Here is a 557-nt window from a genome sequence, read left to right as displayed (position 1 = left end):
AGCCGCTTGTCAGTAAAGACAATCAAATCGCGAACCAGCTTAAACGCGGCTTCAACATTCTCACCCTCCAGCAAAATATGGGCAAGCTCTTCTTTCACAGCTGCCGTTGACAGTGTTGACGCATTGCCGAGTAATCCATCAATAAACCCCATCATATACCTCCTCCTGCGTATTCTATCAAATCATACTATAAAAAAGGTTTTCATTCATAGATGAGTAGAGTAAACTGGTGCTGACTGGTAAAGGGGGCGTTCAAAATGGAAGATATGTATGACAGCTTTGCGGCCCTTTCTGCTTCTGAGTCGGAGTACCGGATTATTTATGAGGAGAAAAACGGAAGTGAGCTTATCGTCCTCGGTCCTCACGGCGGCAGAATTGAGCCTGGCGTCAGTGAACTGGTGCGGGCATTTTCGGATCGATGTTCCATCTATTTGTTTGAGGGTCTAAAGCAGCGAAACAACCGTTCCTTGCATCTCACTAGCATTCGTTTTGATGAGCCGCTGGCTTTAGAAAAAGTGAATGACCACCATTACGCATTAGCGTTTCACGGGTATTAT

At 45.6% G+C, this 557-nt stretch carries 2 protein-coding genes; one reads left to right on the top strand and one right to left on the bottom strand.

Annotated features, from left to right (window positions below; all coding sequences use genetic code 11):
* Positions 1-152 (bottom strand): PH domain-containing protein (locus ACWHAR_RS30680; protein WP_452088885.1); only part of this gene is annotated, 152 nt, incomplete at its 3' end.
* 105 nt (positions 153-257) lie between these two features.
* Between ACWHAR_RS30680 and ACWHAR_RS30675 the strand changes: the two genes are divergently transcribed.
* On the top strand, positions 258-557 hold a 300-nt coding region (locus ACWHAR_RS30675; RefSeq protein WP_452088884.1), incomplete at its 3' end, for a poly-gamma-glutamate hydrolase family protein.

It is taken from the genome of Bacillus sp. LR--39 (assembly GCF_053613335.1).
Note: the sequence above shows the minus strand (reverse complement) of the source record. Positions and strands in the feature narration are given on the sequence as shown.